This window comes from Halomonas sp. SpR8, assembly GCF_031010195.1.
Classification (GTDB): domain Bacteria; phylum Pseudomonadota; class Gammaproteobacteria; order Pseudomonadales; family Halomonadaceae; genus Vreelandella.
In genome coordinates, this window is record NZ_JAUAMC010000007.1 from 76600 (window position 1) to 103037 (window position 26438).

The following is a 26438-nucleotide window of genomic DNA, read 5'->3' on the forward strand; positions in this document are numbered from 1 at the left end:
GCTCAGCTTAACGTCGAGGTTTTTTTTACGCCTTGTAAATTTGCGACAGTTTGCGTTTGCGATAGGCAGCGGGCGTTTCATAGGCGAGTGATTGGAAGGCGTGGGTGAAGTGAGCCTGGTCATAGTAGCCGCATTGCAGCGCTATTTCTGCTAGGGGCAGTGTGGTTGCAAGCAGCCCGTGGCGGGCGCGGTTGAGTCGGGCATAGGCGACTAATTGGCCTGGGGAAACGCCCACCTCGCGTTTTAATTTGCGTTCCAGGGTGCGTCGCGTAAACCCTAGCGTGGCGCCTAACTGTTGGGGTGGAAGCTGTAGCTCTCCAATGGCTTGAGCAAGCGAAGTGATACGGCTATTGGCAGGTGGCTGGCTCTGTAGACGATCTAACAGCCATGTTTCCAGCAGTCGTAAGCCTTGCTGTGAGTCCAACTGGTAGAGGCGCTCTACCACGGGCATTAATCCTTGCAACCTTAATTTTTGCAAACTTAGTGCTTCAAGCTCGTTATCCAAGCGATGGTATGTATCTGTGAATGCTTCGGGTAGTAAGCCCAGCAAGCTGTGGGCACCTGCAGCTCTAAAACGAATGCCCAAACAGGGGGTGGTCGTGTCGAGCGTCTCTATCAACGTGCGCCTGTTGAAACAGAGCGTGATGACAGGGTGGGAACTGACGAGCTGGATGCTAAGACTAGCCCCGGCATCGGGGTAGAACTTTTCGGTTCTGGGCTCAGTGAGGTGACCTGGGGCTCCCATTGACCAAAGGCATTGAACCCAAGGCGTTAATCGCTTATCAGGCAGGCGATGCCGGAAGTTTAGATAGCCAGTGTTGCTTGGCAGAATGAGGTCGGTCATGGTGTCAGTCAGCGAGAAGTTTTATTAATGATAGCTCTTATTGACTCAATCAAGCCGTTTTTGGGAGCTGGCCCGTCGCCATACGCTAGGCGGTGCTTTCTCTTGGCGTGCCCATACGCGCCTTAGCTGACGTTCATCACCGAATCCGGATGCTTCGGCGATGCGTGCTAGCGTCCAAGTCGTTTCGGTCATTAACGCTTTGGCACGCTGCAAGCGTAATCCCATGATGTAGTCGCCCACCAGCATGCCGGTGAGGCTTTTGAATTGGCGCCGAAAATGCCGCTCGCTCATGGCTGCCTGAGCCGCCAATGTTTCGATACGCCAAGTCTGCGAGGGCGCGGCGCATATGGCATCTTGAACGCGATGCAGCCGTTCATCCACATGATTGCGACCCTCAAGCCAAGCACCCAGTTGAGGTTCCTGACCACTACGACGCAGATACAGCACCATTTCTCGTGCAACCGCCAGGGCCAGCGAGTGTCCACACGCGCGGGTAAGCCAGTAGAGCATGGTATCAATACCGGTTGAGATCCCCGCGCTGGTTAAGTAGCGCCCATCCTCAATAAAGATACAGTCGCTCTGTACTTTTGCCCTGGGGGCTTTAAGGCGTAACTGTCCGATGAGAGTGTGATGGGTGGTGCAGCGTCGCCCCTCTAATAGACCCGCATCCGCAAGTAATAGCGTGCCGGAGCAAACGGTCATTAGCGTATCCGCATAGAGGGCGTTTGCCTTGAGCCAGCCTACACACTCTTGTTGCGCCAATGGCTCAAGGCTATTGCGGTATTGCCCCGGAATCAGCAGTAAATCTTGAGAAGGAAGCTGTTCGGGTAAGGTGTCAATGCCGCTAAGGGTTAGCGGCCCTAACCACTGCATGGCCGTTTTGGGGCCTATATAGCGGATCTGAACGTCTATCGAGAGCCGGTCAGCACACTGCAGAACCTGAAGCGGGCCAATCAAATCGAGCGGCACCTGGCCGGGCATCATTAGTACTGCAATCCGCAAGGTTTTAGCTCTTGCAGATTGCAGCTGGCTAGTTTGTTGCTCTTCACTCACGCGTATTTTGCCATTCGTTAATCATGTCGTGTGTACTGATAATACGTGCAAAGCGGCCTTCCAGTACCAGTTCGGTGCGTGCCTTAATTTCATCGGCTGACCAGGTGATGCCGTGGCGTGTCATGGGGAAGGTTAGGGTAGCATCGCTGATAAAGTCGACGCTAAAGCCCAAATCTGACCCCACACGAGCAGTTGTTTCACAGCACTGTTCGGTGCGAATGCCGCTAATCGCCAGCCGTTCAATGCCACGCTCTCGACACCAACTTTCAAGTGAGGTATCGGTGAAGGCGTTATGGACGCGTTTGTGATAGGTAACCGCTACTTCATCGTTAAAGTCGTCAAGCGGACGTATCAGGCCATTATCTGGGTCAAAAGCTCCTTGGCTGCCAAGCTCTTCATGCAGAATGCGCACAACGGGAATATTGTTTGCCTGTGCGGCGTTCAGCACTGCACGTTGCTTGGGGCGCCACGCCTGAGCCAGCGATTCTACCCAGTAATCGCGGGCAGGGAAGGAGGCTTGTACATCAATTAATAGCAGTGCCGTTTTAGACTGGATCATGACTAATCTCATCGTGTGGAAGTGAGATTACAGATTAGCTGTCATGTATTCTGCCAACGATGCGTTAGCCGGTCACAAAGGGGGCAGATTCGGCCATGTCTAGGCATTGTCTTCTAGTTAACACCACGGCAAAGGGAGGTTCCAGGCGCAAGTAGGGGTTATTTCTTCACACAGACAAAAATAGCGTTTCCAGAGGTCGTATCCCAGGGCTTGATGGTCTCGTAGTTGTGCTCAAACACGTGCACTTCAAAGTAAGGCGTCAGCAGGGCGATTAATTCCGCAAAATTGACTGCTACCATGGAATGTTCGTCGTTCCATACTTGCGTCGCGTCGGCATTGGCTTTTTCAATGCTCAGCCTAAGTGACTGCTTTTCGCCTTGGCCGCTGTAGTGCCATCCAGAGCGGAAGGTGAATAAATCGCTTGCCTGTTTGGCGGTGTGCTTAACAAATAAGTCGTTGTTGATTTTGTCTTTATCAACCGCGTTAAAACAGAAAATACCGCAGGATGCTAGCGCGCGATGCGCACTGGATATGCATGCCTTGAGCTTTTCAATGCCATCGTTGTAGTGGATGGAGTACAAAAAGCAGGTGATTAAGTCGCTGGGCTCAGCAACCTCAAAATGACTCATGTCTTGTCGCGTGAACTGAGCTTCTGGGCAGCGCGCGGCGGCGATATCCAGCATGGGTTGATTAATATCCAGCCCGTTGCTTTGGTATCCAACGTCGATGAAATGGCGCACGTGTGGGCCGGTGCCACAAGCTAAGTCAAGGTGTGTGGTTCCGCCGTTACCGAACATCTGATGCAGTCTGCGAATGGCATTGCTTTGTGTTCGGTAATCGATATCCACGCACATCAAATCGTAGTAGCCAGAAAGGTCGGTATAGAGGGCGTTGATGGACATGGTGACCTAATAGTGGCAACTGAAAAATGGTGGGGGGCGCATAGTAAACGAGCGGGTAGGGTTTTAGAAGCGAGCATAGCTAAACCAAGTGTATAGCTGCACACCCCCTCAAAATCGCCCAAGGGCTCTGGTCGTCGCCATAGCACCTCGTATGTGGTTGCCTTGTACTAAATTCCGTCACCTCTTCGCTCATGACGAAGCTCAATGTGAGTGCTACGTTGAGTAGATAACCTTGTGTATGTCGCTGCTTAAGATTCAGGCGGGGACGTTAAAGGTGCTGAATACGAGGAGCGGATATGCATTCCCTTTCTCACAAACCTTACTGGCTTTGGCTATTGGTGCTTGGCTTGCTGCTGGCTGTGCTGTCCTTCACATGGCAAGCCAGGGCACAAACCTCTTCGCCCAACGCTTTGGTGCTTAACATTGAAGGCGCTATCGGCCCCGCGACCAAGGATTATTTTGAACGTGGGTTGCGTAATGCCCGCGAGCAGGGGAGTGAGGTGGTGGTTGTCGAACTGGATACGCCGGGCGGCTTGGTCGATACGACCCGCGATATCATTCGGGAAACGCTCAATTCCGACCTTCCAGTCGTGATGTATGTTTCCCCCAGCGGTGCTCGCGCAGCAAGCGCAGGAACCTACTTGCTTTATGGTAGCCATGTGGCCGCCATGGCGCCTTCCACCCATATGGGCTCTGCAACGCCGGTACAGCTGGGTGGCGGTGGGCTGACGGGCGGTACTGATGATGAGGGTGAAAATGCGGAGGGTGAATCGGAAGGCGATGGTAGTGCCATGGAGCGTAAGGTGCTGGAAGACGCGGTGAGTTTTATCCGCAGTTTGGCTGAACGCCATGGCCGCAACGCGGATTGGGCAGAAGAGGCAGTGCGCGAGGCGGTGAATCTCACTGCAAATCAGGCATTAGAGCAAAATGTCATCAACGTGATCGCACGGGATATTGATGATCTTCTGGCACAGATTGACGGCATGACCGTGGTGATGGAGGGAGGAGAGCATACGCTGGCGACGGCCGATCTTGCCATTGAACGCTACGACCCCGATTGGCGTACCCAACTACTTACGCTGGTTACCAACCCTAATATTGCCTATTTCCTGATGATCATTGGTTTTTATGGTCTGATTTTTGAGCTTTCCAGCCCTGGCAGTCTTTTTCCCGGCACCATCGGTGTCATTTGCCTTTTGTTGGCACTATTCGCTTTTCAGGTACTACCCATTAACTACGCGGGCCTGGCCCTGATGGTCGTTGGTATGGCGCTGATGATTGGTGAGGCCTTTATGCCCAGTTTTGGCGTGTTAGGAGCAGGCGGTATCGTGGCCTTTGTGCTGGGGTCAGTGATGTTGATGGACGCGGAGCATCTTGCTATTTCGTTACCACTAATCGGTGGTGTGGCATTGGTATCCGGTGGATTAATGCTATGGACGCTCACTCGCTTTGCAACGCTGCGGAAGAGCCCGGTTCATAGCGGGGCGGAGGAGTTAATTGGGGCAACTGCGATTGCTCTGGAAGATTTTGCCACCCATGGCCATGTGCGGCTGCATGGCGAGCGCTGGAACGCGGTAAGTGATGCGCCGGTCAAGCAGGGTGACGAGCTTGAGGTGATGCGACTTGAAGGTTTGACAGTATTTGTAACGCCCCGGTAAAGCCCGCCGCCGTTGCGCGCATACCGGCATAATTGATCATCTGCCAAACGAGGTGTCCAATGATTATTTCGTACTTAGTGCCTGTCGTGTTGGTGGTGATGTTGATCGCTGCCTCCATTCGCATACTGCCGGAGTACAAGCGCGGCGTCGTGTTCTTTCTGGGGCGTTATCAGACAGTGAAGGGGCCTGGGTTGGTCATTATAATTCCCGCTATCCAGAAGATGGAGGTGGTGGATCTGCGCGTGATCACCATGGATGTGCCGGAGCAGGACGTGATTTCTCAGGATAACGTCACCGTCAAAGTGAATGCGGTGCTCTATTTCCGCGTCGTCGATCCCGAAAAAGCGATCATCCAAGTAGAGAATTTCACTCAGGCGACCAGCCAGTTGGCTCAGACCACACTACGCTCCGTTTTGGGGAAGCATGACCTGGATGAGATGCTTTCCGAGCGCGATAAGCTCAACGACGATATTCAGGAAATCATCGATACCCAAACCGAAGCATGGGGCATTAAGGTTGCCAATGTTGAAATCAAACATGTGGATTTGGATGAGAGCATGATCCGCGCTATTGCGCGCCAAGCCGAGGCTGAACGTGAACGCCGCGCCAAGGTGATTCACGCAGAAGGGGAGCTTCAGGCTTCCAAAAAGCTGGTTGAGGCCGCTAACGTAATGCAGGAAAACTCGGCTGCACTACAGCTCCGCTATCTGCAAACCATGAGTGATATGAGTAACAAGAACGCTTCAACAATTGTTTTCCCATTACCGATGGATATCATGGAGGCCTTTAGAGATATGAAGGCTAAGCATGTCTCGCCGATACAAAACGACGATAAACCTGAACAGTGACACCAGCGTAAGCTTTTAACCAACGTGGACATCCAATGCCGCTGATTGCCGACACCCCCGAACCCCCGTACTACGCCGTTATTTTTACCTCACTCCGCACAGAGGTCGATAACGGCTACGACGCAATGGCGGCAAGAATGGTCGAACTTGCAGCCCAGCAGCCGGGCTTTTTGGGTGTGGAGTCAGCCAGAAATGAAGTGGGAGTGACGGTCTCTTATTGGGCTGATTTAGCCGCTATTAAAGCGTGGAAAGCCCATGCAGAGCATCAAGAAGCCCAGCGGTTGGGCCATCAGCAGTGGTACCAACACTTCACAGCCCGTATCGCCAAGGTCGAGCGAGATTATGGGATATAGGGCGCGTTTAGTAAGACGGCCAATCGACGGGAATAGCAAATGAAAGAGCGGTATGCCCCTCCTTCACCTATCTTTTGGCGGGATACGCGTATGCCCTATGTGGAGCTGCGTAAGATTAGCGATGCTCGACAGGTCTGCTATGCGCCGCACAGCCCGCGCATTGGTCGCTGGGGGCTGTGACCGCAGGTAAAAGCACCTTTTGCTATCGTGACGCGAGGTATCAGATTAGTGCGGGTGACATCGTGATGATGAACCCCCACTGGGTGCATGCCTGTAACCCCATCGAGAATCAGCCCTGGGCTTACTTGATGCTCTATGTCGATACCGCGTGGCTGAGTGAGTTGCGCTATCAATTGGGCCTGCTGGATGCACCTAACTGGCAAGACATTGCCACTGCCGTTATTACCCAGCCAGCGCTTTATGCTGGGTACTGCGATATGGCCGCTTGCTTGCTGGATAAACAACGGGAAATTGACGAAAAGCAAACGGCGCTAATCGAGTGCTTGTCTACCATGATGCAAGTGCTTGCCCAAGAATCCCCCGCGGCATTGCCCCAAGCGCCCAGTGTGCTAGAACAGGTTGCGGCCTATTTGCGTGCCAATTGTGCCGCTGATATCTCGCTTGAACGCTTATGTCAGCAGTCGGGCTATAGTGCTGGGCACCTGATTCGCGCCTTTAAACAGCACTTCGGGCTGACGCCTCATGCCTACCTGATTAACCAGCGTATTCAGTTGGGGCAGCAGGCGCTAAAGCAAGGGCAGCCGATAGTTGAGGCAGCTTTGAGCGCGGGCTTTAATGACCAGCCGCACTTTCAAAGAACGTTTAAGCGACTGGTAGCCGCCACACCCAACCAGTATCGCTATCCGCTTCTCAAATAACAGCAGCCCCTTAAAACAACAACCACTCAAAACAACAGAAACAGTGCACTGGCGGCCAGGCAAATAGCCAATACGCGGTTAATCGTCAGCAGAATGATAGGGCGGTGCACATAGCGTTTGAGAAAAGCCCCTGCAACGATCCAACTGGCCAGCGATAGCCAGCAAATAGGCAGATAGAGGGCGGCAAATAGCCATAGCAGGTAGGGCGCGTTTCCACTGGTATAAGCGCCGATGCCCGCGGCAGATGCCAGCCATGCTTTAGGGTTAAGCCACTGCATCATAGCGCCCGCCCAAAACCCCGGTGCGTTGTCGGCGCCTCTTTCCTGCACACGGCCATCGTGCTGAAACAGTTGATAGCTAAGGTAGAGTAAAAAAACTATACCTGCCCAGCGTAAAAGCGCTTCCAACAGTGGCGCTAAAGTTAGCAGTGAGTAAAGCCCCGCGCCGATGGCTAAAAACAGCGCAATAAACCCCAGCGTGGCACCGGTGACAAAAATAAGCCCTTTGACAATGGGGTAATGCGTGCCGCTACTCAAGCAAACAATGTTGACCGGCCCCGGCGAAATAGACGCGGCGAGAGCAAATGCAGACATGGGTAGTAGCGTTGGCAGCAGTAGGGTAGCGCTCATTGTTATCCTCCTTGGTAGTGCAAGGAGTTTGCAGGGGTGCTCACTGGGGGTATTGAACAAAATTGAGGTGGCTACTTTAGTGACTGCCTTTCACGCTTAGCTTTTAATAATGCCCAAACACAGACCAGCCGGTACGCTGCACAAACATTTCAAGCGCTTGGGTGCCCAGTAAACTATTACCATAGGCGTCTAACCCCGGCGACCAGACGGCAATAGAGCCGTGTCCCGGTGCAATTGCCAGAATGCCGCCGCCGACGCCGCTTTTGCCGGGTAGGCCGACGCGGAAGGCGAATTCTCCCGAGGCGTCGTAGTGCCCGCACATCATCATTAATGAGTTGATCCGGCGGGCCCGCTGGGGCGCTACCACGCGTTTGCCACTGGGTTTGTTGATACCATCCGAGGCCAAAAACAATCCTGCATGGGCAAGCTGCTCGCAGCTCATAGCGATGGCGCACTGGTGGAAGTAAGTGCCCAGCACTTTATCGACATCGTGGCGTAGATGGCCAAAGGCTTTCATAAAGTGCGCCAGTGACGCGTTGCGGTCACGGTGGGCCATCTCTGAGGCGGCCACGGCGTGGTCGAAATAAATGCTGTCGTCATCGGCGATATAGCGCACAAAGCTGAGAATCTCGCCCAGTGTCTCTTTGGGTTCATGGCCCATCATGATCGCATCGACCACCGCAATGGCCCCGGCATTGATAAACGGATTACGCGGCTTGCCGCTTTCATGCTCTAGTTGAACGATGGAGTTAAATGGATCGCCTGAGGGCTCCCGGCCGACTTTCGACCACAGCGAATCACCCACTTGCCCCAGCGCTATGGTCAGCGTAAATACCTTGGAGATACTCTGAATGGAGAAGGGGGTTGTGGCACATCCCGCCGAGTACACGTTGCCATCTACGGTCGCCAGCGAAATGGCAAACTGCTGTGGGTCAACGTGGCCAAGCTCGGGGATATAGTCGGCGACCTTGCCACGCTGTTCGGCATTCGCCATGGTGGCCGCAATGTCATTGATCAAGTCTTGCATGGGCGTATCGTGTACCGTCAGTGGAGGCGGGGGCATTACCCTAGCGGAAAAGTTGGGAGCTGTCTGCTAACGCCATTAGCAAGATTCGGGTCGGCAACTCGCTTGTGAACGCTTAGGCTGATGAAGATAGGCAGTCCCAAGGCACAGAGATAACACAATGAACGACTATGCGCGTATCGAAAAAGCCATGGCTTATATGGTGGCCCACGCAGCGGAGCAACCCAACCTGGAAACAGTGGCCGCGCAGGTGCATTTAAGCGCCTTTCATTTCCAGCGGCTATTTTGTCGTTATGCGGGTATCAGCCCCAAACGCTTTTTGCAGGCGCTGACGTTAGAGCGCAGTAAGCAACTGATTCAGGCATCGACATCCCTGCTGGATATTGCCCATACGCTGGGGCTAAGCGGCGGCTCCCGGCTCTACGATCACTTTGTGCAGTTAGAAGCGGTCACCCCGGGAGAGTATAAGCGCCAGGGTGAAGGCGTGGAGATCGCCTACGGGGTTCATGAAACGCCCTTAGGTAGCATGTTTGTAGCGGTAACCCCCCGGGGTATCTGCCGTATGGGTTTTGTCGATGCGACTAATTCGGAGGCGTTACTGGCTCGGCTTGGCAAAGAGTGGCCGCGCAGCACGCTGTGCCATAGCCCCGATGCTACCCGTTTTGCGGTGGAAAAGCTTTTTAATCAACCCGAAGAGGGAACTGCCGCTCTGTCACTGCACGTCACCGGCACTAACTTTCAAATAGCGGTTTGGCGGGCGCTGCTGACCATTCCCGAAGGTCAGTTGGCCAGCTATTCGCATATCGCCCGGGCATTGGGCACGCCTAAATCGTCCCGTGCAGTGGGCAATGCGGTGGGCGCTAACCCCATCGCGGTATGGATACCCTGCCACCGGGTGATTCAACAAAGTGGCGCACTGGGTGGCTATCGCTGGGGGTTAGACAAAAAGCAGATGGTGCAAGCCTGGGAGTTGGCAAAGGTTGATAACGAATCGCTTTTTCCCATGGCCGCGTCTTAATCAATTAACCCATTAGCATCATAAAACGGGAAAGGGCCGGGGTAGGAATCAATAAACCCTTGGTGAGTCACCATGCCGTTAGCTGCCGACCAGTGGTGCAGCAGGTAACCGGGAGGCTCAAGCTGAAAGTGGGCGGGGCCGTCTGGGGTGAGATCCAGGCTAACCTGGTGGGAACCCCCAGGGCAGCTGATCGCGACGGTGTTCGCAAAGCGCGCTTGGATAGAGCGGTGCAGATGCCCGCAGAGTACGCGCTCAACCTGGCCATGTTGTTCAATCACTTTGGCGAGAGCGTCGGGTCGTTTGAGCGGTTGGCGATCCATATGGTCGATGCCACTCACGAACGGGTGGTGATGCACCATGACCAGCGTGGGTTTATCGGGCTGCTCTGCCAGCGTTTTATCCAGCCACTGCAGGCTCTCATCGCTTAGCTCCCCGTGGGGTTTGCCCGGCACCGATGAGTCGAGCCCCACTAAGCGCACCGGGTAATCATCCACTACCCACTGCAAGTAGTCGTTATGCTGAAACAGGTAGCGGTGTTCCGGAAAGGTGGCGCGCAAGTGCTGGCGGTCGTCGTGATTGCCAGGGATCAAGTACACAGGGAGCGTCAGGTCAGCAAGGATTTGCTTAAAGGTGGCGTACTCGTCGGGGTGGCCAAAATCAACCAGGTCACCGCTAATCAGCACCAGGTCGGGCCGCGGCGCTAGCTGATTGAGCTTGCTGATCGCTTGGCGCAGCGCATTGGCAGTATCCACTTGGCGGTAAGAGAGCTTACCACCCGTCTTGATATGCGGGTCGCTAATCTGGGCAATAAGGCATTGCTGGGTTGGATGAGGTTTAAGGCGGTGATCAGCCATTGGCCATCTCCCTGGCATTAACAGTAGGTGTGTTATCTGGGTAAAAAAGCACGTGAGAAGGGAGAACTAAGCCAATCTTGGTACCGTTTGGCCAGCGCTGGCGAGAGGGCGTCTCAATTTGGAGTGGCGAAGCGCCGCCAGTGTCCACCATCAGGCGTTGGCTCTGGCCCAGGAAAATGCTTTGCACTACTGTGCCTCTTACATCGGCTTGGACAAGCGGCACTACCTGAATATCTTCTGGTCGGCAGTAGACTGTGGGTACTCCCTGCAAGTGAGAGGCAGAGAGTTCACCGCCATGAACGACTAACCCGCCACCTTCTCGGCTGGCGGTCACGTCCAGGCAGTTAACCGCGCCAATAAAGTCGGCCACAAAGGCATTGGCTGGCTGGTGGTAAATCTCTTGGGGTGTGCCTAACTGGGCAATGCGTCCGGCTTGCATTACCGCGATACGGTCACCCAGGGCCATCGCCTCGTCTTGATCGTGGGTGACGTAAACGGCGGTGGTTCCCAATTCACGTAGCAACTGGCCAATTTCAATGCGCAAACGGTCGCGCAGTTTGGCGTCGAGGGCTGCCAATGGCTCGTCAAACAGCAGCACCTTGGGGCGCACGGCGATTGCGCGGGCGAGGGCGACGCGCTGCTTTTGCCCGCCCGAGAGGGCGTCGATACGCCGATCGCCAAAACCCTGCAAGTCGACCATGCGCATTACTTCGTCAAGCCTTTGGGCAATCGTGGTACGCGGCAAACGCTGTATTTTTAAGCCGTAGGCGATGTTGTCGGCAACGCTCATATTGGGAAATAGCGCATAGTTTTGGAACACCATACCCACGTCGCGTTTTTCAATCGGTAGGGCGGTGACATCGCGCTCGCCAAACAGCACTTGCCCACCTTTGTCGGGGCTTTCCAGGCCGCTGATAATACGCAGGGTCGTGGTTTTTCCGCAGCCGGAAGGGCCCAGCAGTACCAGGGTTTCGCCGGGGTGAACCTGCAGATCCAGCGGCTGTAGCGCCGTGTTGCCGCCAGCGAAGGTGCGGCTGCATTGGTTTAACGTGATGCTGACAGATGAACTCATAATGGATTCTCAACTAAAACAGTCAGGTGTCTTTCAATAGGCGTTTAGCGACGCTGCTCGGTGAGTCGACCTGCCCACTGAATCGCCACCAGCAAGGGCACCACCATCACTAGAAATATCAGCGTGTAAGCCGAGCCGATTTCCAGTCGCATCGAGGCGTAGCTGTCGGCTAGCCCAACCGGTAGCGTTTTGGTCAAGGGGGTATGCAGCATCCAGGTGATGTTGAACTCACCGATGGATAAGGTGATGACCATCAGCGCGCCCGCCAGAATACCGCTCATGCAGTTGGGGATGACCACCCCGAAAAAGCGTTGCCGGAAGCTGGCGCCCAGGCTGGCGGCGGCTTCTTCAAGCTGCGGAAGCTTGGCGGTCTGCATCACGGAGAGCACCGCGCGCACCATAAAGGGCAGCGTAAACAGCACATGGCCGACAAGAATAAACAGCCAACTGCCGCGAAATTCCCGATAGCTACCGTAGGCGAGCAGTAGGGCAAGAGCGGTGGCCAGCCCAGGCACGGCAACCGGTAGCAAAAGCAGCTCTTCAATGGCATTGGCCCAGCGGCGGCGGCTGCGCAGTAGACCGTAGGCGGCGGGGACGCCGATCAGGATAGTGATCAGTAAACAGGCGAGCGCCAGTTTAATGGAGAGCCAGATAGTATCGGCGTAGAGGTGCCACACCTCATTGACCCAACGCAGGGTCAAGCCACTCTCAAGGCCGACAAAGTAGTTCTCGGTCAGACCCGCCATCACCGACATGGCCACGGGCACGATCATAAATAAGCACACCAGCAGGGTGAAAACCAATTGAAGCGTGAAGCGTAGACGCGATTTCATACGGAGGCTCCCAGATTGCCGCCTGCCAACCGACGAGCAAGGCTTAACGCCATCCAGGTGATCACACCCAGTACCACCGAAAGCGCAGCCGCCATGGCGAAGTTGGCGTAGTTGGTGAATTCGCCGTAGATATTGAGCGGCAGGATGCTTAGCCGTGTGCCCAGGGTAAACGCCGTTCCAAAGGCGCCCATACTGGTAGCAAAGCAGATGGCACCGGTTGACAGCAGTGCGGGCGCAATGCCGGGCACGATAACGTCTTTAGTGACTTGCCAGGTATTTGCTCCTAACGAGCGGGCCGCCTCTTCAAGGCTTTGATCCAGGTTGTCGCAGGCAGCCATTACCGTGGTGATAACGCGAGGAATGGAGAAGTAGAGGTAGCCAATAAATAACCCGGCCAGCGAGTAGGCGAACATCCAGCGCTCGCCAAACAGCCATAGGCTGGTTTGCGCCAGTGCACCCTGGCGCCCGCCCAGCATAATGACCAGAAAGCCCACCACTACGCCTGGAAAGGCCAGCGGAAAGGTCAGGATAGCCACTAATATGGACTTGCCAAAAAAATGCTGCCGGGCGAGAAAAAAACCGGCAACACCGGCAATGGCAACCGCTATCAGTGACACTACCAGCGAGAGACCGACGGTGGTCGCTAGACTGATCAAGTACTGCCGATGGGTGAGAATAGTCAGATAAGCACTGATACCACTACTTGGGTCTGCCTCGGCACCCATCATGATCAGACGTGAAAAGGGCAGTAACCAAAAGGCGCAGAAGATCACCAGTGCAGGCAGTAAGGCGACCATAGCGATAACGTTTTTCCGTCGTGCGGAGCCCACCATGATTGGCCGACTATTGACGTAAGAAGCAGCCCCGGAGGGCTGCTTGGCTGCCGCTGTCATGATTAACGCACCTCCGACAGATACCGTTCGGAGAAGCTTCGCTGGGCAGCCGCCATCGCGTTGTAGTCGAGTGCCTCGGCGCGGGCGTAATCGCTATCGGGGAGGAATACGTCGCGTGCCTCTGCGGAGATAGCGCTTGCGCGCACGGGGCGAAGGTAGGCGTCTGCCCATACCGCTTGGCCTTGATCAGAGAGTACAAAATCGAGTACCTGCTGGCCGTTCTCGGGGTTAGGGCCATCTTTCACCAGGCTCATAACATAAGGCACTACCACGGTACCCTCTTCGGGAATCACGAACTCCACGTTGGCACCATCGCTGTGGCGAGCCCGGTAAGCGTTGAAGTCGTAATCAAGCAAAATCGGGATCTCGCCGGAAAGCACCCGCGCATAGCTGGTTTGCTTGGGTACAATCGGATCGTTGTCGGCAAGCTGATTGAAGTAGTCGATTGCCGGGGTAAAGTCGTTAAGATCGCCCCCCATGGCCTGGTTGACCGCCACGGCACCGACGTAGCCGACAAAGGCGCTGGCCGGGTCAAGGTAGCCCACCATGCCACGATACTCGGGCTTGAGCAGGTCTTCCCATGAGGTCGGTACTGGCGCGCCATCCAGGGCATCGACGTTAACCATAAAACCGAGCGTGCCGGAATGAATGGCAAACCAGTTGCCTTCGGGGTCTTTCAGGCCTTCGGGGATCTCCTCCCAGTGCGCAGGTTGGTAGGGCGTTACCACATCCTCTTCCATGGCCTGAATGCCAAAGGTCACTCCGTAGTAAACAACATCAGCCACTGGGCTAGCTGCTTCAGCCACCAGCTGGGCTAATGACTGGCCGGAGTTTTTGTTGTCTTGGGGCACGCGAATGCCGGTTTCCTGCTCAATCAAACGCAACTGAGTGCCCCAATCTGCCCACTCTGGCGGGCAGTTGTAGCAGATCGCGTTGTCGCTTGATTGGGCAGCAACGCCCCCTGATGCACCGATAACCGCTGTGGTCAATAACGCCTGATAAAGACGCTTAAGATTCATGCGTTTAAGACTCATACCAAGTTCCTCTATAAAGTGCTTAACGTGGACTTCCGTGATGTCGGGGTTCCGACACTTTCGCCCTTACGCAGCGCGTGGGGCAGGGGAGCGGGAGTGCGCTTTTCTCCCCGAATCATGGCTAACAGGGTGTGAACCGCGCTGCGCCCGATCTCGGCGCGAGGCTGTTCAATGGTGCATAGCGACGGGTAGAGGTGCTTGCCCAGGGCAATACCATCAAAGCCCATGACGGAAAGGTCATCAGGCACCCTAAATCCGGCGCGCTGAAGTTCGCCCATCAGGCTGATGGCGAGCAGGTCGTTGGTGCAGATCACCCCCGTGAGAGCATCAGCGCCATGTAACGCCGACGTGAGGCGGGTTAGTTCTGCTTGGGTATGGTGGGCCATCTCTACCAGCGGGCGGGCGACAAGGCCTGCTTCGTCCATCGCGTAGCAGTAACCTTCAAAGCGTTGTTGGGCGCGATCTGACTGCAGCAGCGGTCCAGCGACCATGCCAATTCGCTTATGGCCCAGGGTGATCAAGTGGCGGGTGGCATCAACGCTGGCGGCACGGTTATCGACACCGACCGAGGGGAAGCCGCTGCTGCCAGGCGGGTTGTAGACCAGTAAACAAGGGGTGGTCTCCAAGCGCAGCTTGTCCAGCACTAAGCTGTTATCGGCTTCCGCCACGGTAAGCACCAAGCCGTCGACGCGCTGGCGCAGCATCTCCTCGACAATGTCACCCTCGCGGCTGGGTGAGTATTCGCTGGTGGTAACGATCAATGAGTAACCCGATGCACGGGCCGCCACTTCCATGGCTTGTAGCTGCTCGGCAAACACCGGGTTGTCGAGACTGGGCACCATCACGCCAATCATCTGCGTGGCTTGGGAGCGTAGCTGTTGAGCGACTTTATTGGGCCTGAACGCTAGTTGCCGGGCTGCGGTAAAAACGCGCTCTCGGGTGGCTGGGCGTACCAAGTCGGGGCTTGAAAAAGCCCGCGCTGCGGTTGCCCGAGAGACGCCAGCGAGTTTGGCCACAGTGAGTAAATCTACCATGCGAATACCTGTTGTAAATCCAATGAGATCGATCTCATTTATTAGGTATCAGCCTAGAGAGGGTATGTGACGGCCAAATGGCGGGAATATGTATTTTTAGAGTGATTATGATGACAAGGCGATTAATAACCATGCAGTTCGAGGGCAATTGAAAAGGAGGACTGTTTTGCTTGATCACATTGCGCTGATTTCCAGGGGCCGCTACAGTCTTGCTCTTGTTCACCTGGGCGAGACCTTCCTATGGCCACACTGATGATTCAGGGCACCACCTCGGATGCGGGTAAAAGTACCGTGGTGGCCGCGCTCTGCCGTGCGTTGGCAAGGCGTGGCATATCAGTGGCGCCATTTAAACCCCAGAACATGGCGCTAAATAGCGCCGTCACCGAGGATGGCGGTGAAATTGGCCGCTCTACGGCCTTGCAGGCGCAGGCCTGCTATTTGGCCCCCCACAGCGATATGAATCCGGTACTGCTAAAGCCGGAAACGGATCGCGGCGCCCAGGTGATTTTGCGCGGCAAGGTGCATGGGCATATGGGGGCCCTGGATTACCACGCCTATAAACGCACCGCGAAAGAGAGCGTGATGGCCGCGTGGCAGGCGTTAGAAAGCCGTTATGACGTGATTATTGCCGAAGGCGCGGGCAGCCCCGCTGAGATCAATCTGCGCAAGGGTGACATTGCCAATATGGGCTTTGCCGAAGCGGCTGACTGCCCGGTATTACTCGTCGGTGATATTGATCGTGGTGGGGTATTCGCCCAGTTAGTGGGGACGTTGGCGCTATTGAGCGAGAGTGAGCAGGCGCGCACCAAGGGCTTTATTATCAACCGCTTTCGAGGCGATATGGCGTTGCTCAACCCTGGGCTTGAATGGCTGGAGGAGCGCACTGGAAAACCGGTGCTGGGCACGCTGCCTTATCTTCAAGGGCTGGTACTCGATGCCGAAGATAGCATTGGTTTAACCCACGCCGAAAAGGCTAGCCAGACGCTGAACGTTATTGTGCCAGCACTGCCCCGGATCAGTAATCACACCGACTTTGACCCGCTGCGTCTGCACCCGCAGGTATCGCTGACCTTTGTGGGGCCTGACCAACCCATACCCGCTGCCGATGTGATTATTCTGCCCGGTAGTAAAAGTACCGCTAGCGATTTGGCGTGGTTAAAGCGCCAAGGCTGGGATAACGCTATTCAGCGCCACCTGCGCTATGGCGGCAAGGTGCTGGGTATTTGCGGTGGTTTTCAAATGTTGGGCGAATGGGTGGATGATCCTGAAGGCGTGGAGGGAAAGCCCGAAAAAGTAACCGGGTTGGGATTATTACCTCTCACAACACGCATGGTCCCTGGCAAGCAGTTGCGCAACGTTCGCGGCGTGACAATAGCCGAAGGGGCACCCGTTACCGGGTATGAAATTCATAACGGCGTAAGCGAAGGACAGGCGCTAAGTTCGCCGCTATTTGATTTAGATGAACGACCAGAAGGCGCGATCAGTGAGGATGGCCAAATAATGGGGACTTATCTGCATGGGTTATTTGATCACCCCGAAGCCTGCCAAACTCTACTAAAACAGCTGGGCCTAGCAAATGGAGAGCAGATTAATTACCAGGCCCACCGTGAGAGTGAGCTGGAACGCCTAGCCGATATGCTGGAAGCCCATATTGGTATTGAAACGGTTATTGCTCTGCTTGACGCTGACGTTTCGCCATGACGGTAATCTCAATACTGCTGCCGCCGCAGATATGGGGGGATTCGGTGCAGGTGCGGGCAGGGTAGTGGCCAGGCTCAAAGTACTCGGCATACACACCATCCATGTCTTGAATGGTATGTAGATCAGTAAGATGAATATCGACTCGTACGATATCTGCGAGGCTGCCCCCTTCCATTTCAAGCATGCGCGACAGTGCGCGCATCACAAGACGCGTTTCTTCTTTCACATCGCCCCGTGCGGCGTGGCCGTTAGAAAGGTCGGAAACGGTCAGCCCCGAAATAAACACATAATGATCGTCCAATACCATGTGACTGCCGGGGAAGCTCGGTGTGGGCATGGTAGGGTCATTCATAAAAGTGGGCATGTTAGCTCCTTCTAAGTCACTGTTCACGTTTACATTACTTTCGACAGGTTGTTCGCCGTAGTGTTCAGTATCAGCAAAAATGAATGGACGTGGCGCTGAGTATAATCCGCTGTCAAAACAGCGATGATTGCTCTAGGCTTGCGGCTTTTTTATCGGTGAGGATGATGCAAATGAAGGTCGTACACATTAACGCAGAGGCCCAGCGCAACGCCTGTCTGGCGCGATTATGCGCGGAGGTTTACGGACAACAGGCGGGCCTAACGCCGCTGGTCGTGTTTACCGGCACCTGTAGCGTGTTATTCCCTCAAGAAGCAGCGCGTCTGTTTGCCGCCGTTGACGGCCAGGATAAACCTCAAGCACTGGCGCTGCTAGTGCTGGACGAAGAGGGCGAGGGCATGACGGTAACCCACGCCTGCGCGCTTGACCAAGCAAATGCCCAGCAGCGTTTGATCAGCGAGCTTACTTTGAAGGCACCGCTGCGCGTTGACGTTGATACTGCCGAACAAGAGGCGTTCTATCAACAAAGTGGCATTAAACGCTGGTTTGGCGGAGCGGATGGAAAGCGCATCGGCTTAGGCGCACGCCACCCCGCCAAAAGCGTTGGCGAGCTGACGCCTACCCTGGTGTTGGACGAAGCGCTTATCCTTCGCCGTTTCAAACACGACCCGAAAGCATTTGAAGAGGCTAAACAGGCCTTTTTGCAGGGCTTAGACGATTTTCCGCAAACGCTTTAAGCGGCTGCTTTTGTCATGCCTACTTCTTCGCTAGCTCGCGCATGGCGGTTTCCAGACCTTCCATGGTCATGGGGTACATACGGTCGTCAATGATCTCGCGAATCAGCGTTGTTGAGTAGGTGTACTCCCATGCCCTTGGCGGCATAGGATTAAGCCATGCCAAGCGGGGAAACGTTTCCGTCAGACGTTTTAGCCACACCCCGCCCGCTTCATCGTTGAAGTGCTCTACGCTGCCGCCGGGGTGGGTGACTTCGTAAGGGGACATCGCTGCGTCGCCAACAATCACTACCTGGTAATCCGCGCCGTAGGTATGCAAAACATCCATGGTCGGGATTCGCTCGTTGCCGCGACGCATATTGTTCCGCCAAACCCCTTCGTATAGGCAGTTGTGAAAGTAGTAGTGCTCCAGGTGCTTAAACTCTGATCGGGCCGCCGAAAACAGTTCTTCACAGACGCGAATATGGTCATCCATTGAGCCGCCCACATCCAAAAATAGCAGCACCTTCACCGCGTTATGACGCTCTGGGCGCATTTGTACGTTGAGTAGCCCGGCGTCCTTGGCGGTTTCGCGAATGGTGCTATCCACGTCGAACTCTTCGAGTGCCCCCTGGCGGGCAAACTTGCGCAGGCGACGCAGCGCCATTTTGATATTACGCGTGCCCAACTCTAGAGAATCGTCGTAGTCACGGAAGCGCCGCTCGTCCCACACCTTGGTGGCCCGGCGGTGGCGCGAACCGTCCTGACCGATGCGAATACCTTCCGGGTTGTAGCCGTAAGCTCCGAAAGGGCTGGTACCGCCGGTACCAATCCATTTGTTGCCGCCTGCATGGCGCTCTTTTTGCTCTTCCAGGCGTTTTTTAAATGTCTCGATCAGTTCTTCGAGGCCGCCAAGGGATTCGATTTTGGCTTTCTCTTCCTCCGTCAACTGCTTCTCAAATTCACGGCGTAGCCAGTCGTCGGGGATTAGCGCCTCAATGGCGGCGTCCATGTCCTCAAGGCCTTTAAACCAGGCGGCGAAGGCACGGTCAAAGCGATCGAAGTGGCGCTCATCTTTGACCATCACCGTGCGGGCCACTTGATAGAAAGCTTCCATATCGGCGAACACCACGCCGCGCTCCACTACGGCATGAAGATCCAGCAGCTCCCGCAGCGAGACCGGCACGCCCGCGCGTTTTAATGTCTCAAACAGGCCGATAAACATGACTTAGCGGCCTGTGCCTTTCTGGCGGCGGATCATAAACGCCAGGCGTTCCAGCAGTTGGGTATCCTGCTCGTTCTTGACCAGTGCACCTGCCATGGGCGGCAGCGCTTTGGCTGGGTCGCGGTTGTAGAGGGCTTCTTGAGCAATATCGTCGGCCATCAGTAGCTTGAGCCAATCGACCAGCTCAGACGTTGACGGTTTTTTCTTAAGTCCGGGTGCTTTACGCAGCTCGAAAAATACCTCTAAAGCTTCGCTGACAAGCCGGGGAGCGATATCTGGAAAATGCACATCGACAATCGCCTGCATGGTCTCCCGGTCGGGGAATTCGATGTAGTGGAAAAAGCAGCGGCGCAAAAATGCATCCGGCAGCTCTTTTTCGTTGTTTGAGGTGATGATGATAATCGGGCGCTGCTCGGCGCGGATAGTTTCACCGGTCTCGTAAACGTGAAACTCCATCCGATCCAACTCCTGGAGCAGGTCGTTGGGAAATTCAATATCGGCTTTGTCGATCTCATCAATCAGCAACACCACGCGCTGATTGGCGGTGAAGGCTTCCCACAGTTTGCCGGGCTTGATGTAGTTGGCGACGTTCTCCACGCCTTCCACACCCAGCTGCGAGTCACGCAGGCGGCTGACAGCATCGTACTCGTAAAGCCCCTGGGCCGCTTTGGTGCTGGATTTGATATGCCAGGTGATCAGTTGGGTATCGAGAGACTCGGCCAACTCTTCGGCCAATAGGGTTTTGCCGGTGCCCGGCTCGCCTTTGATCAATAGCGGCCGCTCAAGCACCACGGCAGCATTCACCGCCTGCTTAAGCGCGTCAGTTGCGATATAGGAAGAAGTGGAATCAAACGCCATGAGAGAGCCTCGGCTTGTCGAAAGCGGGGTTGTAAAAGGATAGATAGATTCAAACAAGTGTACGTGAGGGTCGCCTTTAAGGCCAACGAGCTTCATAACGGTGGCAGCAATGGGAGTGTTTTCCTTCTACCGTGCAAAACGTTGGAAGATCTCTCCCAGGCTCCGTCTCAATTGACCAAATAACGCCCTTTTCCGATACTTTGGAATAAATATAACTTGGTACTTATACTCCCAACGAGTGCGATTTAAAGTTTCTGCTTGTTTCATGCTGTCTCCTCAGTGTGTGGCTTTGGCGGCTCATACTTGGGGTCACCATAAGACTTCCGGAATTGGCAAATTTTGGCTGCCTCCCCAGCAGAGCTGGGGGGCGCCTGTGTTTGTTTAAATAGCTCCTGTGTTAACAATATGACTAGGTCGAAAGCCACGTCACCACCGATGATACTGTAGTATCGGGGCATCGTGGACCAAGGGCTCACCTTTGGAGTAACAACAGAGAAGGTGCTAAAGGTGCAGTACCGTACACATCACGAGTTGTGGGATGCGGGTAGTGCCTTGTTCATCGAGAAGACAACACCGGCCAATGAAACTGCCAAAATGCCGATAATAACCCATGGGAATGACGTCGATCCTAGCTGCGCTAACAGCAGCCCACCGACAACCCCCCCGCCAGCAACAGCAGTATTCCAGCCGGTGGTGTACATCGACTGGGCGACATCAACGGAGTCTCCCGCCATGCGGGATAAAGCAGTCTGAGTAATGGTCGCAAACCCGCCGAATGCCAGTCCCCAAATCGCAACAGAAAGATAGATAATGGTGGAGATACTGCCCCAAAGCCCAAGTAACATGGAGGCAAACCCAAATACTAGGACGCTCGCGATGATGAGAAATTGCAAATGGCGATCAATTATTGCGCCCACGAGCCAAAGGCCAACGATAGAACCTAGTCCAAAAATAAACAGCACTACACCCAACTCCTGCGTCAGCCCTGAAGAACTCAGGAATGGTTCAATGTAGATGTAGAGTACGTTGTGAGCGACAACGAATGTAAATACAACGAAGAGGACAGATCGAATTCCCGTCTTCGTAAATACATTAACCAGAGACTGTCGTTGCTCTTTACTCTGACCTGGGAAGTCCGGCACAGTGGTAATCACCCACACCATAAGTGACAATGCCAGTGCAGTCATCAGCCCAAAAGCTCCTTGCCAGCCTATCACGCGCCCCAACAGCGCCCCGAGTGGAACACCCAGCACCAGCGCGATGGTTGCACCCGCCCCTGATATAGCAATTGCCCGCCCACTAAGATGACGTGGTGTCATGCGAACCGCATAGCCCGCCAGCAGTGACCAAACAACGCCACCAAATACACCCGCAAAAAAACGTGCTATTAGTGAAATCATATAATCGTTGGAAAGTGCCGTGATCAGATTTACCACAGCAAAACCACCAATTGCCGTCAACAGAAGCGGCCTACGCCGCATACCTTGTGTCAAAGTCGTCACCGGAATAGCGGCGATTAATGCCCCCACTGCATAGACTGTGATGAACTGTCCTGCCAAACTCTCGGATATGCTAAGTCCCTGCGCTATCGACGAGAGGAGTCCTGCGGGCATGATCTCTGTCAGGAGGGTGATAAAAGCGGCCATCGCTAGCGCCAAAAGCCCGCTCAAAGGCAGCCCTGGGTTCAACGTGTCAGGACTGGCAGAATAAGTCTTAGTTTTAGATGTCATTCGGTTATTGCTCCCTTGCTATCCCAAACAGCAGCTACTTTCCGAACGTTCGTACGCGGCATTGATGCAGCAGAATGCCGTCGCGCGTGCCAAAACATGTACATGACCGGCGCGTTTAAATATGCAGAATTCATGAAGATTTCCTTGTAACTGTCGTTGAAGACGCCTCGCCGTATGGGTGTCCCGTCGGGTCACCAGCGTCCTATTAGCTAACAAGATGATTATGGGATGCCTTTTGCGAATGAAAAATAGGGTAATATTCCAAACATATGTGACAAAAACGTCAACAATAGGCAGGTTTTCATGGCGAGTTTAGGTGTACTTGATGTTTTTGTGAGGGTTGGTGAAACAAGAAGTTTTACTGCTGCGGGTAAGCAACTTGGCATATCCGCATCGGCGGTAAGTAAAGCTATCGGACGTCTGGAAGAGCGATTGAGTGTGCGTTTATTCCATAGGTCAACTCGTACGGTTAGCCTGACTCCTGAAGGTGCGCAGTTCTTCGAACGTTGCCGTAGGATCCTATGTGAGGTCGAAGCAGCAGAGAATGAATTGTCTCTATCGCAATCCATTCCCTATGGAAAATTAAAAGTCAGCGTGCCTTCGGTCGGAATGTTGTTTATGAACAAATTTGCAGAGTTCAAACAACTTTATCCAAACATCGAACTTGATATTGACTGTACAGACCGATTAGTAGGCGTTATCGAGGAAGGTTTTGATGCAGCTATCCGTACAGGAGATCTCACGGATTCCCGATTAATGGCAAGGGAATTAGGCAGCTATCGGCGTGTCATTGTCGGGTCGAATTCATACTTTCAACATGCCGCTATGCCCGTCAAACCAGAGGATCTGCAAGGGCATGCTTGCATGATGTATCGCTACCGCAGTACTGGAAAGTTAGCTAGCTGGCCCCTAGGTTTTGATTTTCCGGCCCATATGGAGTTTCCTGCGAGCATGATAACGAATACCTTGGAACCCCTGGTCATATTTGCAGAGCGAGGGCTGGGGGTGGCATGCATACCTGATATTGCCATTCAACGTCAATTGGCCGATGGAACTCTGATCCCTATACTGGAAGATTTTAATAAGGACGTCACTGTCTTCCGAATTCTATGGCCTTCCAACCGTCATTTATCGCCTAGATTGAGAGTTTTCGTCGACTTCATGGTAGACAGGCTTTTCCCTCTTTAAAAATTGAGCGCGTAAGCCTAACCCCATAGCCCCCCTGAAATGCCTTCGCTATCGCCGTAAGCATGGCCTTGCAATCCCATTGATGCCTCAGTCCTGACCGTGTGTGTCAATATTCAGAATTTTGGGTAAGGGCATGAGTGGCATGGTGGAGTCTCTAAAGTTACACTTACTTGAGTAACTTAGTGAGTCGGCAACTGTCATAGTTGCCATAATAGGGATAATGGACAGCGTATAACGAGAGGTTACGCCATGCATGCCAACGTAAAGCAACTGCGTTTACAGACCAAGGCGCTCTTAGCGGCGACAAAGCGTGGAGAAACCGTCGACATCACTTATCGCGGCAAGCCTTGTGCTCGGCTGGTGGGTCTCGATGAGAGCGGTCTGGAAACGCGTCCCGCCCGTAACCCTGCCTTCGGGTTATGGGCTGATCAGGACTCCTCGAACGGCAACGATGTTGAGTCACAGGTGCGTAGCTTACGGGCGCCGCGCACGTTCGAGGTGGGTGAATAATGCTGGTAGACACCGACGTACTGATCTGGAATTTGCGCGGTAATACTGCGGCGGCGGAACGCCTGGATGATCTACCGGGCTTTTCGCTGTCCGCAGTGAGTTACATGGAGTTGGTGCAGGGCATGCGCAACAAGCAGGAACTCAATCAACTGCGTCAAGCGCTGCATTATTGGCAGGCAAAAATAGTCCATTTGGACGAAGGTACCTCGTCGCGTGCCACTTTCCTGGTCGAAAGTTATGCGCTTAGCCATAACATGCAAATGGCGGATGCGCTCATTGCCGCGACGGCTATGGAGCTGGGCATGCCCTTGCTAACCGCCAACGATCGCCATTACCGGCATATCGATGGTTTGGAGTTAGATATCTTTCGTCCAGCTTAAATGGCGAAACTCTCCCCTGGCATTCTCTGTCACCCCTGCCAATTTGGCGGCACGATGCCTTGGCGCTGCATTTGCCGGTAGATCGTGGGGCGAGAAACCCCCAGCGCACGAGCCACGGCGCTTATGTTCCAGTGCTGCGCCTTGAGCATTTCCAGCAGTGTGTGATCGGTATTGCTACTCGCATCTACAGGTGGGCTGGACGCCTGCCGGGTAATGCGTTGGCTTAGGCACTGTTCGGGTAAGTCATGGACGGTGATTTCGTCGCTTTCTGAAGTGGCCAGGGCAAAGGCTAGCGCATTTTTTAGCTGGCGGATGTTGCCGGGCCAGGCGTAGGCGAGCAGGGCGCTGATGGCATCAGCGCGCAGGCGAGGGGAATGACTACCGCCGCGTTCGCTGACCACGTCGTTAAACACCTGACGAATCACGTAGAGCTTATCGGCACGTTCGCGCAGCGCGGGCAGGCGTAGCTGGGCCCCATTAAGACGGTAATAGAGGTCTTCGCGAAATTCTCCCTGTTGGATCATCGCATCGATATTGCGATGAGTGGCGGTGATTACCCGAATATTGACCTTCACAGGCGTGTTGGCACCCAGCGGCATGACTTCCCGTTCTGCCAGTACGCGCAGCAGCCGAGTTTGTAGGGCCAACGGCATATCGCCGATTTCATCCAAAAACAGCGTACCGCCATGGGCCTGGGGAATCAGCCCGCGCATACCTTTGGAACGGCCACCTGTAAAAGCGCCTGGTTCGTAACCAAAAAGCTCGCTCTCAATCAGCGCTTCGGGGATGGCGGCGCAGTTCACCGCGATAAAGGGGCCCTTGGAGCGGTTACCGCTGTCATGCAGTGCTCGGGCGACGACCTCTTTGCCGGTGCCAGTTTCACCACTTATCAGCACATTAACGCTGGCTTCGTTACACAGCCTCTGCGCTAGCTTCTGCACCTTGCGCATAGCTGGGTCGTCAGCGCCCAGCCGAACCAGTGGCTCCGGGAGGCCGGTGGTAGCCGGTTGCGCTTGAGCCGGGCGAGGGCGGCGCGGTTCCAGCAGGCTAATAAAGTAAATAGTGTTGTCGACTCTGGCACGAAAAGCGCGCAGTTGATCGTCAGTGGCGCTGTTGATGCTAAGGACATCGGCGATCTCGCACTCGAATAGCTCCCCTAACATAGGAGGGTGATGGGGTGACCAGGGTGGCCAGCGGCGCTGGTGCTCGGCAATCAAGTCACGGCCGACGGCGTTGGCGGCAATCACTTGCCCGTTTTCTTCAATGGCGATTAAACCACGCCCATTCACATGTACAAACTCACGTGAAGTGTCCAGGCGCACCATCAGGCAGTCGCGGTAGCGCTGTAGAAAGTAGGCATCCTCAATCATGCGGGCGTAGAGCGTTACTAGCGAGAGGCTGAAGTTTTGGCTCTCATGTTGAGTAGGTGATTGCAGTGCAGAGATATCCAGCACGGCCATCACATTGCCCTGGGGATCGGCGATGGGTGCGGCGGTGCAGGTGAGCGAAATATGCGAGGCGTCGAAGTGCTCCTGACGGTGGCAGATAATCGCTTGGCGATCATGCAGGCAGGTGCCTACGGCACAGGTGCCCGCAAAGCGTTCGTCCCAATCGGCACCCAGATAGAGGCCCGCTCGGCGCAACTGCTGGTCTTGGTTGGGGTCGCCGCGAAACTCAACGGTTATACCGCGGTGGTCGGTGAGTAGCAGCACATAGCCTAGCTGAGCGATTTGTTGATAGAGCTGGTCAACCCCAGCGCGTGCCACGTGCAAAAGTTCATCGACAGATTCCCGGTGCTCAATCAGGGTCTGCTGGGGCACGACACGGGCAGGACGAGGTCGGGTGGGGTCGAGCTGATATTCGTTTAGGCAGCGCAGCCAGGAGCGCCGGATGGTCGCTTGAGCCGGTAGCTGCGGTACGTCCAAGCCTTCGCCGAGCTGGAAAACATGCTCGATATGCTGGCGCTGCACAGATTGCAGCCGTGCAGGTAAAGGCAACTGAGTGGGCATGGCGTTGTTCACCCTGGGGATTGTTATTGTCCTTCCAGCCTATGCGCTCTGGCGTGGCTGTCAACGACGCGCCATTACGCCGTTAGTCGTGGGTTACACCTGTAACGGCTGAGTGTAAACGGTGTGACAGGTGTACGCTGCTTACGTTGTCTTATTTCTTCTCCGGTACATCAAAAAACTGCATATTTTTCATTGTCTTATTTTTAAACGCGTCTATTTGGCATGCTGGCTGCTTAGGCTTGAGTGCACCACACGTAAATCAACAATAACAAACGCA

General features: G+C 54.6%; 28 protein-coding genes. 11 read left to right on the forward strand and 17 right to left on the reverse strand.

Annotated features, from left to right (window positions below; genetic code table 11):
* Positions 1-25 precede the first annotated feature (25 nt).
* The 4 genes from QT230_RS14515 to QT230_RS14530 all read right to left on the reverse strand — a co-directional run bounded on the left by QT230_RS14515 (position 26) and on the right by QT230_RS14530 (position 3358).
* Positions 26-844, reverse strand: a complete 819-nt coding sequence (locus QT230_RS14515) for a helix-turn-helix transcriptional regulator (RefSeq protein ID WP_308322658.1) — start codon at positions 842-844, stop codon at positions 26-28.
* Positions 845-889: 45 nt separating this feature from the next.
* Positions 890-1846 (reverse strand): helix-turn-helix domain-containing protein, encoded by a 957-nt coding sequence (locus QT230_RS14520; RefSeq protein ID WP_308322659.1) that lies wholly within the window; start codon positions 1844-1846, stop codon positions 890-892.
* Positions 1847-1889: 43 nt separating this feature from the next.
* Entirely contained in the window at positions 1890-2456 is a 567-nt protein-coding gene (locus QT230_RS14525; RefSeq protein WP_308322660.1) for an isochorismatase family protein, read from the reverse strand.
* A gap of 158 nt (positions 2457-2614) precedes the next feature.
* Positions 2615-3358 carry a class I SAM-dependent methyltransferase gene (locus QT230_RS14530; RefSeq protein WP_308322661.1) on the reverse strand — a complete coding sequence of 248 codons (744 nt, stop codon included), beginning with the start codon at positions 3356-3358 and terminating at the stop codon, positions 2615-2617.
* Positions 3359-3654: 296 nt separating this feature from the next.
* On the opposite strand from QT230_RS14530, the gene QT230_RS14535 reads away from it, so the two are divergent.
* The 5 genes from QT230_RS14535 to QT230_RS14555 are packed head-to-tail and all read left to right on the forward strand — an operon-like array spanning position 3655 to position 7095.
* Positions 3655-5016 carry a nodulation protein NfeD gene (locus QT230_RS14535; RefSeq protein WP_308322663.1) on the forward strand — a complete coding sequence of 454 codons (1362 nt, stop codon included), beginning with the start codon at positions 3655-3657 and terminating at the stop codon, positions 5014-5016.
* Between the two features lie 59 nt (positions 5017-5075).
* Entirely contained in the window at positions 5076-5864 is a 789-nt protein-coding gene (locus QT230_RS14540; protein ID WP_308322664.1) for a slipin family protein, read from the forward strand.
* A 35-nt stretch (positions 5865-5899) separates the two neighbouring features.
* Positions 5900-6217, forward strand: a complete 318-nt coding sequence (locus QT230_RS14545; protein WP_308322666.1) for an antibiotic biosynthesis monooxygenase — start codon at positions 5900-5902, stop codon at positions 6215-6217.
* A gap of 39 nt (positions 6218-6256) precedes the next feature.
* Entirely contained in the window at positions 6257-6397 is a 141-nt protein-coding gene (locus QT230_RS14550; RefSeq protein WP_308322667.1) for a hypothetical protein, read from the forward strand.
* Complete coding sequence (locus tag QT230_RS14555; RefSeq protein ID WP_308322669.1) at positions 6394-7095, forward strand: AraC family transcriptional regulator; 702 nt, start codon at positions 6394-6396, stop codon at positions 7093-7095. The genes QT230_RS14550 and QT230_RS14555 overlap by 4 nt, the downstream gene beginning before the upstream one ends.
* Before the next feature lie 26 nt (positions 7096-7121).
* Here QT230_RS14555 and QT230_RS14560 read toward each other — a convergent pair whose 3' ends face one another.
* Both QT230_RS14560 and QT230_RS14565 read right to left on the reverse strand, forming a co-directional pair.
* A complete protein-coding gene (locus QT230_RS14560; RefSeq protein WP_308322671.1) occupies positions 7122-7724 on the reverse strand; it encodes a LysE family translocator in 603 nt (200 codons plus the stop codon).
* Between the two features lie 103 nt (positions 7725-7827).
* A complete protein-coding gene (locus QT230_RS14565) occupies positions 7828-8751 on the reverse strand; it encodes a glutaminase (RefSeq protein WP_215093741.1) in 924 nt (307 codons plus the stop codon).
* 157 nt (positions 8752-8908) lie between these two features.
* On the opposite strand from QT230_RS14565, the gene QT230_RS14570 reads away from it, so the two are divergent.
* Positions 8909-9766: a methylated-DNA--[protein]-cysteine S-methyltransferase gene (locus QT230_RS14570; RefSeq protein ID WP_308322672.1), complete on the forward strand. Its 858-nt coding sequence runs from the start codon at positions 8909-8911 to the stop codon at positions 9764-9766.
* On the opposite strand, the gene QT230_RS14575 is transcribed toward QT230_RS14570, so the two are convergent.
* From QT230_RS14575 to QT230_RS14600, 6 genes are read right to left on the reverse strand one after another with little or no spacing between them, the layout of a single operon-like run.
* Complete coding sequence (locus QT230_RS14575) at positions 9763-10620, reverse strand: phosphodiesterase (RefSeq protein ID WP_308322673.1); 858 nt, start codon at positions 10618-10620, stop codon at positions 9763-9765. The two genes, QT230_RS14570 and QT230_RS14575, sit on opposite strands and share 4 nt — an antisense overlap.
* Positions 10613-11692, reverse strand: coding sequence for an ABC transporter ATP-binding protein (locus QT230_RS14580; protein WP_308322674.1), 1080 nt, complete (start codon positions 11690-11692; stop codon positions 10613-10615). The genes QT230_RS14575 and QT230_RS14580 overlap by 8 nt, the downstream gene beginning before the upstream one ends.
* Before the next feature lie 44 nt (positions 11693-11736).
* Complete coding sequence (locus QT230_RS14585) at positions 11737-12525, reverse strand: ABC transporter permease subunit (RefSeq protein ID WP_308322675.1); 789 nt, start codon at positions 12523-12525, stop codon at positions 11737-11739.
* Positions 12522-13418, reverse strand: a complete 897-nt coding sequence (locus QT230_RS14590; protein ID WP_308322676.1) for an ABC transporter permease — start codon at positions 13416-13418, stop codon at positions 12522-12524. The genes QT230_RS14585 and QT230_RS14590 overlap by 4 nt, the downstream gene beginning before the upstream one ends.
* Positions 13419-13420: 2 nt before the next feature.
* On the reverse strand, positions 13421-14452 hold the full coding sequence (locus tag QT230_RS14595) for an ABC transporter substrate-binding protein (RefSeq protein WP_308322677.1): 1032 nt from the start codon (positions 14450-14452) through the stop codon (positions 13421-13423).
* A gap of 11 nt (positions 14453-14463) precedes the next feature.
* Positions 14464-15486 carry a substrate-binding domain-containing protein gene (locus QT230_RS14600; RefSeq protein WP_308322679.1) on the reverse strand — a complete coding sequence of 341 codons (1023 nt, stop codon included), beginning with the start codon at positions 15484-15486 and terminating at the stop codon, positions 14464-14466.
* A 240-nt stretch (positions 15487-15726) separates the two neighbouring features.
* Here QT230_RS14600 and QT230_RS14605 point away from each other — a divergent pair, with 240 nt between their 5' ends.
* Positions 15727-17187, forward strand: coding sequence for a cobyric acid synthase (locus QT230_RS14605; RefSeq protein ID WP_308322681.1), 1461 nt, complete (start codon positions 15727-15729; stop codon positions 17185-17187).
* On the opposite strand, the gene QT230_RS14610 is transcribed toward QT230_RS14605, so the two are convergent.
* Positions 17153-17551, reverse strand: a complete 399-nt coding sequence (locus tag QT230_RS14610; protein WP_308322682.1) for a RidA family protein — start codon at positions 17549-17551, stop codon at positions 17153-17155. The genes QT230_RS14605 and QT230_RS14610 overlap by 35 nt on opposite strands.
* 170 nt (positions 17552-17721) lie before the next feature.
* On the opposite strand from QT230_RS14610, the gene QT230_RS14615 reads away from it, so the two are divergent.
* Complete coding sequence (locus QT230_RS14615) at positions 17722-18285, forward strand: hypothetical protein (RefSeq protein WP_308322683.1); 564 nt, start codon at positions 17722-17724, stop codon at positions 18283-18285.
* 19 nt (positions 18286-18304) lie between these two features.
* On the opposite strand, the gene QT230_RS14620 is transcribed toward QT230_RS14615, so the two are convergent.
* From QT230_RS14620 to QT230_RS14630, 3 genes are all read right to left on the reverse strand, one after another.
* Positions 18305-19486: a VWA domain-containing protein gene (locus QT230_RS14620; RefSeq protein ID WP_308322685.1), complete on the reverse strand. Its 1182-nt coding sequence runs from the start codon at positions 19484-19486 to the stop codon at positions 18305-18307.
* Between the two features lie 3 nt (positions 19487-19489).
* On the reverse strand, positions 19490-20344 hold the full coding sequence (locus QT230_RS14625; RefSeq protein WP_064233411.1) for a MoxR family ATPase: 855 nt from the start codon (positions 20342-20344) through the stop codon (positions 19490-19492).
* Between the two features lie 524 nt (positions 20345-20868).
* Positions 20869-22074: an MFS transporter gene (locus tag QT230_RS14630; protein ID WP_308322689.1), complete on the reverse strand. Its 1206-nt coding sequence runs from the start codon at positions 22072-22074 to the stop codon at positions 20869-20871.
* Between the two features lie 303 nt (positions 22075-22377).
* Between QT230_RS14630 and QT230_RS14635 the strand changes: the two genes are divergently transcribed.
* From QT230_RS14635 to QT230_RS14645, 3 genes are all read left to right on the forward strand, one after another.
* The gene (locus QT230_RS14635; RefSeq protein ID WP_308322690.1) at positions 22378-23262 is read left to right on the forward strand and encodes a LysR family transcriptional regulator; all 885 of its coding nucleotides are present in this window, start codon (positions 22378-22380) and stop codon (positions 23260-23262) included.
* Between the two features lie 249 nt (positions 23263-23511).
* Complete coding sequence (locus QT230_RS14640; RefSeq protein WP_308322691.1) at positions 23512-23772, forward strand: hypothetical protein; 261 nt, start codon at positions 23512-23514, stop codon at positions 23770-23772.
* Entirely contained in the window at positions 23772-24152 is a 381-nt protein-coding gene (locus QT230_RS14645; protein WP_308322692.1) for a type II toxin-antitoxin system VapC family toxin, read from the forward strand. The genes QT230_RS14640 and QT230_RS14645 overlap by 1 nt, the downstream gene beginning before the upstream one ends.
* A gap of 29 nt (positions 24153-24181) precedes the next feature.
* Here the strand turns inward: QT230_RS14645 and QT230_RS14650 are convergent, their stop codons facing one another.
* The gene (locus tag QT230_RS14650; protein ID WP_308322694.1) at positions 24182-26161 is read right to left on the reverse strand and encodes a sigma-54-dependent Fis family transcriptional regulator; all 1980 of its coding nucleotides are present in this window, start codon (positions 26159-26161) and stop codon (positions 24182-24184) included.
* Positions 26162-26438 lie beyond the last annotated feature (277 nt).

Bases quoted from the DNA above. Each gene is read 5' to 3' on its own strand.
- QT230_RS14515 (WP_308322658.1), bottom strand. From the start codon at position 844: ATGACCGACCTCATTCTGCCAAGCAACACTGGCTATCTAAACTTCCGG.
- QT230_RS14525 (WP_308322660.1), bottom strand. From the start codon at position 2,456: ATGATCCAGTCTAAAACGGCACTGCTATTAATTGATGTACAAGCCTCC.
- QT230_RS14530 (WP_308322661.1), bottom strand. From the start codon at position 3,358: ATGTCCATCAACGCCCTCTATACCGACCTTTCTGGCTACTACGATTTG.
- QT230_RS14535 (WP_308322663.1), top strand. From the start codon at position 3,655: ATGCATTCCCTTTCTCACAAACCTTACTGGCTTTGGCTATTGGTGCTT.
- QT230_RS14540 (WP_308322664.1), top strand. From the start codon at position 5,076: ATGATTATTTCGTACTTAGTGCCTGTCGTGTTGGTGGTGATGTTGATC.
- QT230_RS14545 (WP_308322666.1), top strand. From the start codon at position 5,900: ATGCCGCTGATTGCCGACACCCCCGAACCCCCGTACTACGCCGTTATT.
- QT230_RS14550 (WP_308322667.1), top strand. From the start codon at position 6,257: ATGAAAGAGCGGTATGCCCCTCCTTCACCTATCTTTTGGCGGGATACG.
- QT230_RS14560 (WP_308322671.1), bottom strand. From the start codon at position 7,724: ATGAGCGCTACCCTACTGCTGCCAACGCTACTACCCATGTCTGCATTT.
- QT230_RS14565 (WP_215093741.1), bottom strand. From the start codon at position 8,751: ATGCAAGACTTGATCAATGACATTGCGGCCACCATGGCGAATGCCGAA.
- QT230_RS14570 (WP_308322672.1), top strand. From the start codon at position 8,909: ATGAACGACTATGCGCGTATCGAAAAAGCCATGGCTTATATGGTGGCC.
- QT230_RS14575 (WP_308322673.1), bottom strand. From the start codon at position 10,620: ATGGCTGATCACCGCCTTAAACCTCATCCAACCCAGCAATGCCTTATT.
- QT230_RS14580 (WP_308322674.1), bottom strand. From the start codon at position 11,692: ATGAGTTCATCTGTCAGCATCACGTTAAACCAATGCAGCCGCACCTTC.
- QT230_RS14585 (WP_308322675.1), bottom strand. From the start codon at position 12,525: ATGAAATCGCGTCTACGCTTCACGCTTCAATTGGTTTTCACCCTGCTG.
- QT230_RS14590 (WP_308322676.1), bottom strand. From the start codon at position 13,418: ATGACAGCGGCAGCCAAGCAGCCCTCCGGGGCTGCTTCTTACGTCAAT.
- QT230_RS14595 (WP_308322677.1), bottom strand. From the start codon at position 14,452: ATGAGTCTTAAACGCATGAATCTTAAGCGTCTTTATCAGGCGTTATTG.
- QT230_RS14600 (WP_308322679.1), bottom strand. From the start codon at position 15,486: ATGGTAGATTTACTCACTGTGGCCAAACTCGCTGGCGTCTCTCGGGCA.
- QT230_RS14605 (WP_308322681.1), top strand. From the start codon at position 15,727: ATGGCCACACTGATGATTCAGGGCACCACCTCGGATGCGGGTAAAAGT.
- QT230_RS14610 (WP_308322682.1), bottom strand. From the start codon at position 17,551: ATGCCCACTTTTATGAATGACCCTACCATGCCCACACCGAGCTTCCCC.
- QT230_RS14615 (WP_308322683.1), top strand. From the start codon at position 17,722: ATGAAGGTCGTACACATTAACGCAGAGGCCCAGCGCAACGCCTGTCTG.
- QT230_RS14620 (WP_308322685.1), bottom strand. From the start codon at position 19,486: ATGTTTATCGGCCTGTTTGAGACATTAAAACGCGCGGGCGTGCCGGTC.
- QT230_RS14625 (WP_064233411.1), bottom strand. From the start codon at position 20,344: ATGGCGTTTGATTCCACTTCTTCCTATATCGCAACTGACGCGCTTAAG.
- QT230_RS14630 (WP_308322689.1), bottom strand. From the start codon at position 22,074: ATGACATCTAAAACTAAGACTTATTCTGCCAGTCCTGACACGTTGAAC.
- QT230_RS14635 (WP_308322690.1), top strand. From the start codon at position 22,378: ATGGCGAGTTTAGGTGTACTTGATGTTTTTGTGAGGGTTGGTGAAACA.
- QT230_RS14640 (WP_308322691.1), top strand. From the start codon at position 23,512: ATGCATGCCAACGTAAAGCAACTGCGTTTACAGACCAAGGCGCTCTTA.
- QT230_RS14645 (WP_308322692.1), top strand. From the start codon at position 23,772: ATGCTGGTAGACACCGACGTACTGATCTGGAATTTGCGCGGTAATACT.
- QT230_RS14650 (WP_308322694.1), bottom strand. From the start codon at position 26,161: ATGCCCACTCAGTTGCCTTTACCTGCACGGCTGCAATCTGTGCAGCGC.